The following is a 6,000-nucleotide window of genomic DNA, read 5'->3' as shown; positions in this document are numbered from 1 at the left end:
TACAGCACATGCGCCGCGTCCAGCTCGCCGTTGACCAGCTTGTCGCGCACCGCCGCCCAGGAAGCTTCCTTGGTCGGCACGATGCGGATGCCGTACTTCTTGTCGAAGCCGAGCACCGATGCCATCACCACCGATGCGCAGTCGGTCAGCGGAATGAAGCCGACCTTCACTTCCTCCTTTTCCGGCTTGTCGCTGCCGGCAGCCCATACTCCCTGGGTCGCCAATCCCCCGAAGGCGGCTGCGCTCATTGCAGCGCCTGCCTTGATGATGCCGCGGCGGGTCAGGTTGGTCTTTGTAGTCATGACGTCCTCATGCGTGTTGTCGAAACCGGCAAAAAGAAAGGCGCCCGCCATGCGAGTGTCGGTCGCATGCGCGGACGCCTTTGTCCTGTACCGTCCCGGCCAGCATTGGTCAGGACGGCATCAAATCCTTTTGCGCCATCGTTGGCGCCATGCCTTTCATTGCAATTGGCGTGCCAGCCTTGTCGGTGTCTTTCCTACAAATTTGCCGCGAACCTTCCCCCTTTGCGCGCACTGCTTTCGTGCGTTGCATTAAAACAGGGCGCTCAAATGAGCAGGTCGGCGACATCGAGCATGCGCTGCGCCACTTCGGACAGTTTCAGGTTCTTGTCCATCGCCAGCCGGCGCAGCTTCCTGTATGCCTCGTCCTCGGTGCAGCCATGGCGCTCCATCAGCAAGCCCTTGGCGCGCTCGATCACCTTGCGTTCGGCCAGCCTGAGCCGGGTTTCCGACAATTCATGGCGCAGCTTCTGGTCAACCTCGAAGCGCGCGATGGCGACGTCCAGCACCGCCTTCACGCGGTCCGAAGACAGGCCGGCGACGACATAGGCGGACACGCCGGCCTCGATCGCGGCATGCATCCTGTCGCGGTCCTTGTCCTCGGTGAAGCAGACGATCGGGCGGCGCGCGCCGGCGGTGGCGGCAACCACCTTCTTCAGCGCCGCATCGGACTGTTCGTCGACGATGATCACGTCCGGCTGCAGCTGCGCGATCTGCTCTGCCAGGCCGGCATCGGGCGGCAGCGCGGCGAGGATGTTGTAGCCGCTCTCCAGCAGGCCGATGCGCAGCTGGCGCGCGCGTTCGGCCTGCGTGCGCGCCGCCTCGTCCGCTCCCGCCGGCGCGACCAGCGAATTGATGACGACGATCTTCAGCTGTGTGGAATCTGTCATACCGGTAAACCTCCCTGCGCGAATCCTTTAAAATAGAGGTTTGCAAGAAGCTTGCCATCCCGCCTTCCATCCCATGCTTGTCCTCGGCGTCGAATCCTCCTGTGACGAAACCGGCATCGCGTTGTACGACACACAACGCGGCCTGCTTGCGCATGCGCTGCATTCGCAGGTGGCGATGCATGAAGAATACGGTGGCGTGGTGCCCGAGCTGGCGTCGCGCGATCACATCCGCCGCGCCATTCCGCTGCTGGAACAGGTGCTGGCCCGGGCCGACCTGCCGCGCAGCGCGGTCGACGCCATTGCGTACACCCAGGGGCCGGGGCTGGCCGGCGCGCTGCTGGTCGGCGCGTCTGTCGCCTGCGGCCTCGGCCTCGCGCTCGACCGGCCGGTGCTCGGGGTGCATCATCTCGAAGGCCACCTGCTGTCGCCGCTGCTGGCAAAGGATCCGCCGGCCTTCCCGTTCGTTGCGCTGCTGATCTCGGGCGGCCACACGCAGCTCATGCGGGTGGACGGCGTCGGCCAGTATGCTCTGCTGGGGGAAACCATGGATGATGCGGCCGGCGAAGCCTTCGACAAGTCGGCCAAGCTGCTCGGCCTGGGTTATCCCGGAGGACCTGCCATTTCCCGCCTGGCCGAATTCGGCGACCCCGGCGTCTACAAGCTGCCGCGTCCGATGCTGCATTCGAAGGACCTGAACTTCAGTTTTTCCGGCCTGAAGACGGCGGTGCTGACGCTGGTGAAGAGCCAGGTCGTCAACATCTGCGAACAGGACAAGGCGAATATCGCACGCGCCTTCGTCGATGCGATCGTCGACGTGCTGGTCGCGAAATGCCTCGCCGCGCTCAAGGAAACCGGCCTGAAGCGGCTGGTGATCGCCGGCGGTGTGGGCGCGAACCACCAGCTGCGCGAAGCGCTGAACGCAGCGGCGCAAAAGCGGCGCTTCCGGGTGTTCTATCCGGAGCTGGAGTTCTGCACCGACAACGGCGCGATGATCGCGTTCGCCGGCGCGATGCGGCTGCAGATCAATCCGGATGCGGCAAAACGCGATTACGCGTTCAATGTGCGGCCGCGCTGGCCGCTGGAAGAACTGCGCACCGTCTGATTATCCGCGCGCCGCCGGCCGGCGGTGCCGGTCCACCCAATAGCCCCAGAGCACGAGCAGCCACTGCGCCTGGCCGACCCAGGCAATCGCATCGCTGCTCGGCGGCGGTTCGCCGAAAAGATTGCCGGCATGGATCAGCAACAGGAAGGCGACCAGCGACCAGAACCCCCACTTGCCCGCCGCATCCTGCGCGCGGGTGCTGCGCGCATACAGCCAGACGCCGAAGCCGAAGAGCGGCAATTCGATCGCGAGCGTCTTCGGCAGCGACGCCCACAGGTTCAGGCCGACGAAGGTGGCACTGCCGGGATACAGCGGAAGGTCAGGCTGGTGCACGATTGCGTCAAGCAGCCAGTGGCTGACCACCAGCAGCGCCATCAGCAGCGCGCCACGCCACTCGCGCCGCAGCGCGCCGTAGAGCAGCGCCGCTGCCGCTGCCCAGGCAAGCACCGCAAGCAGGCTGTGCGAAAACGGATAATGCTCGAATACCAGCGGCGTCAGCGAACCGTTTCCCGGCGCGATGCGCACCGTCTCCACGCCGAGCAGGAGCAGCGTCGGCCACAGCAGGTCGAGGAACTGCGCTGCCAGGAACAGCGTGCCGAGGGAAATGCCCGGAGTTGCCGCCTTCGCGCCGAAGCCGATGCCGAAATGACCGATAAACATGCGGGGCTCCTTTCATAACCAGCACCGATCGCGGTGCGGACGCGTGCCTCCTGAACGGCGTTCTCTATTTCTTCTTGCTGCCGATCCTGCTTTCCTTGCCCGCCATCAGGTTGCCGATGTTCTGCTTGTGGCGGTAGATCAGCAGGCCGCTCATCGCCAGCACTGCGAGCAGGATGATGTCGGTACCGAACAGCAAGCCGTAATAGAAAGGTGCGAAGATGCTGGCCACCAGCGCGGCCAGCGAGGAATAGCGGAATGCGTAGGCAATGACCAGCCAGCTGATGAAGGTCGCCAGGCCGAGCCAGACGTTCAGCCCGAGCAGCACGCCGAGCGCGGTCGCCACGCCCTTGCCGCCCTCGAAGCGGAAGAACACCGGCCACAGGTGGCCGAGAAAGACGGCGATTGCCACCAGCGCGATGCCGTCGTCGCCCACGCCGTACTGTTCCGCGTAACGCTGCGCCAGCCAGACCGCGAACCAGCCCTTGACGCCGTCGCCCAGCAGCGTCAGAACCGCGGCTGCCTTGTTGCCGCTACGCAGCACGTTGGTTGCACCCGGGTTCTTCGAACCGTAGGTGCGCGGATCCGCCAGGCCGAACAGCTTGCTGACCACGACCGCGAAAGACACCGAGCCGATCAGGTAGGCAAGGACCGCAAACAGCACTGTATTCATTCTCTCCCTTTCAAATGGATGGCGTCAGTCTTCCAGAGCGCAACTGACCGCCTTCACCGGCAGCACCTTGGCGAGCACCTTCGGATCGATTCCGACCAGGTAGCCGCGCCGGCCCCCGTTGATGTAAATCTTGTCGAGCGCGAGGATGCTTTCCTCGACGTACACTGGCATCGCCTTGCGGGTGCCGAACGGCGAGGTACCGCCGACCAGGTAGCCGGAATGCCGGTTCGCGACTTCCGGCTTGCATGGTTCGACCGACTTGCAGCCGATCTGACGTGCCAGGTTCTTGGTCGACACCTTGCGGTCGCCGTGCATCAGCACCACCAGCGGCTTGGCCGCCTCGTCCTGCATGATCAGGGTCTTGATCACGTGGTGCTCGTCGACGCCGAGTTCGCGCGCCGACACCGCGGTGCCGCCATGCTCTTCGTATTCATACGGATGCTCGGAAAACGCAATGCCCTGCTTGCGCAGGAACTGCGTCGCCGGGGTCTCCGAAATGTGTTCTTTCTTTGCCATCGTCCGCGCCAAAAAATTGGCGACATTATGCAACAAGAAGCGGTGTTTGCGGCCGGGCTTGCGCTTTTGTCATGAAGCCTTCACGCCGGCAGCGGAGACGATATGTGCCGCACGCGGTCGTCCATCCTTGCAGGGATGGGAAAGAAATTTGATTGCGGGTCCGGCAATGCAAGCGCTAACAGGATCGGGGTTGAATGCCGGTTCCGGGCAGGCAGCAGGGAAACGGCCGGACGAAGTGCAACGCAGGCCAGCGCTTGAGAAAAATCAATGAACTTGTCGATTCTCCTTGCTGACTAAAGCCTGAAGAAGCGGCATGTGTTAAAAAGCCAACTCTGATTGGCGACCGCGTATGGAAAGTGGGCACGATGCGGTTGCCGGACAATCCTGATTTCTCGCCAGCATCATCTTCCCTTGCGACGAAATATATTTTTGTGCGGCGCACAAAAATCACTTGACTTAGGACGCCGCGCCCATAAAATAGGAATTGTTGCAGCGCACAATAACGTGTTTGCCTAACCCATACCGCATATATCAAAAGGAGCGATCCATGTTTACCATTCCCGAACAGTTTTCCAACGTTGCCAAGACCAATCTGGAAGCCCAGCTGTCTCTTCTCACCAACCTGACCAGCAAGGCATTCGAGAGCATGGAAAAGGTGGTTGACCTGAACCTGAATGTAGCCAAGGCGTCGCTCGAGGATTCTTCCATCGCCGCCCGTCAGCTGCTGTCGGCCAAGGACCCGCAGGAATTCTTTTCCCTGACCGCCGCGCAGGCACAGCCGACCGCCGCCAAGGCAATCGCGTACGGCCGTCACCTGGCTGGCATCGCCACCAGCGTGCAGGCGGAACTCACCCGCACCGCGGAAGAGCAGATCGCCGAAACCGGCCGCAAGTTTTCCGCGCTGGTCGACGACGTGTCCAAGAGCGCGCCTGCCGGTTCCGAGAACGTGATCGCAATGTTCAAGTCTGCGATCGGTAACGCCAACGCAGGTTACGAGCAGTTCAGCAGGACCACCAAGCAGGCGGTCGAAGTCATGGAAGCGAACATGAATTCGGCAGTCAGCCAGTTCTCGCAGGCGACGGAAAAGACCGCCAGCCGCGCGCGCAAGTAATCTCACCCTGAAGCAAACGGAAACGGGCCGCATTCGCGGCCCGTTTTTTTCGTCTGCGCGATCAAGGCAGCGTCCTGTACGGCGGCTTGCCGTTCGTCCCCTGCATCACGTTGACGAGGACATGCTCGACATCGGGCACCGACTTCAGCAGCGCTTCCAGTTCGGCGGCGCGCGAGGCGTCGGCGACGCAGCCGTCGACCCAGACCCAGCGCCGCTGCACTGTGATCCACAGGCTGTCGTCGGGGTATGGCGGCACGCGCGCCCGGATCTCGCTGGCGATCGCCGCATCAAAGAGGTAGGCATTCGGTTTCTTGCAGGTGCCCGCCATCCAGCAGCTCGTGCCCCGCTCCGCGCGCGAATGCGACTCGGCTTTCATTTCGGTTTCCGTCAGCAGCGGGCCGCGCGGCCGGGGACAGCCGGGCATGCCGTCGGCAATCGCGAAAAACGGATCATTGAACCAGTTCTTCAGCAGCCCATCCTGCGCGGCGGGAGCACTGCACAGCAACACGGACAGGAAGATGATCGGGCGCGCGGCACCCCATCCACGGCTGCCTGCGCTGCGAGGAGACATGATGCGACCGGCCGACGACGTGCCCCAGCCCGGCGCAGGATTCAGATGTGAGTGACCAGATAGGTCGCCGCGAATGTGGCGGCCACTAGAAGAATATAAGAAATGGTACGTAGGCTTTCCATAGCGCTCATCCGGAAAAAATTCACCGTGCTTCCAATGTACCAACGCCAGCCTTGCTGCA

Annotated in this window: 8 protein-coding genes; 2 read left to right on the top strand and 6 right to left on the bottom strand. The window is 62.8% G+C overall.

Going from position 1 to position 6,000, the window contains the following annotated elements:
• Both VEC01_RS00190 and VEC01_RS00185 read right to left on the bottom strand, forming a co-directional pair.
• A partial coding sequence (locus VEC01_RS00190; RefSeq protein WP_324897545.1) for an ABC transporter substrate-binding protein occupies positions 1-248 on the bottom strand: 248 nt, incomplete at its 3' end.
• A 317-nt stretch (positions 249-565) separates the two neighbouring features.
• The gene (locus tag VEC01_RS00185; RefSeq protein WP_324897541.1) at positions 566-1,189 is read right to left on the bottom strand and encodes an ANTAR domain-containing response regulator; all 624 of its coding nucleotides are present in this window, start codon (positions 1,187-1,189) and stop codon (positions 566-568) included.
• A 73-nt stretch (positions 1,190-1,262) separates the two neighbouring features.
• Here VEC01_RS00185 and tsaD point away from each other — a divergent pair, with 73 nt between their 5' ends.
• Entirely contained in the window at positions 1,263-2,291 is a 1,029-nt protein-coding gene (gene tsaD / locus VEC01_RS00180) for a tRNA (adenosine(37)-N6)-threonylcarbamoyltransferase complex transferase subunit TsaD (RefSeq protein WP_324897539.1), read from the top strand.
• On the opposite strand, the gene VEC01_RS00175 is transcribed toward tsaD, so the two are convergent.
• From VEC01_RS00175 to ybaK, 3 genes are all read right to left on the bottom strand, one after another.
• Positions 2,292-2,951: a metal-dependent hydrolase gene (locus tag VEC01_RS00175; protein WP_324897537.1), complete on the bottom strand. Its 660-nt coding sequence runs from the start codon at positions 2,949-2,951 to the stop codon at positions 2,292-2,294. It lies immediately after the preceding gene.
• A 64-nt stretch (positions 2,952-3,015) separates the two neighbouring features.
• Positions 3,016-3,621, bottom strand: a complete 606-nt coding sequence (gene plsY, locus VEC01_RS00170) for a glycerol-3-phosphate 1-O-acyltransferase PlsY (RefSeq protein ID WP_324897535.1) — start codon at positions 3,619-3,621, stop codon at positions 3,016-3,018.
• Between the two features lie 24 nt (positions 3,622-3,645).
• Positions 3,646-4,137 (bottom strand): Cys-tRNA(Pro) deacylase, encoded by a 492-nt coding sequence (ybaK, locus tag VEC01_RS00165; RefSeq protein ID WP_324897533.1) that lies wholly within the window; start codon positions 4,135-4,137, stop codon positions 3,646-3,648.
• 547 nt (positions 4,138-4,684) lie between these two features.
• On the opposite strand from ybaK, the gene VEC01_RS00160 reads away from it, so the two are divergent.
• Entirely contained in the window at positions 4,685-5,248 is a 564-nt protein-coding gene (locus VEC01_RS00160) for a phasin family protein (RefSeq protein ID WP_324897532.1), read from the top strand.
• A 61-nt stretch (positions 5,249-5,309) separates the two neighbouring features.
• Here VEC01_RS00160 and VEC01_RS00155 read toward each other — a convergent pair whose 3' ends face one another.
• Positions 5,310-5,819, bottom strand: coding sequence for a transporter (locus VEC01_RS00155; RefSeq protein ID WP_324897530.1), 510 nt, complete (start codon positions 5,817-5,819; stop codon positions 5,310-5,312).
• Positions 5,820-6,000 lie beyond the last annotated feature (181 nt).

It is taken from the genome of Noviherbaspirillum sp. (genome assembly GCF_035627455.1).
GTDB lineage: Bacteria > Pseudomonadota > Gammaproteobacteria > Burkholderiales > Burkholderiaceae_D > Noviherbaspirillum.
The sequence above is the reverse complement of the archived record's forward strand: the minus strand, read 5'-3'. Positions and strand labels throughout refer to the sequence as shown.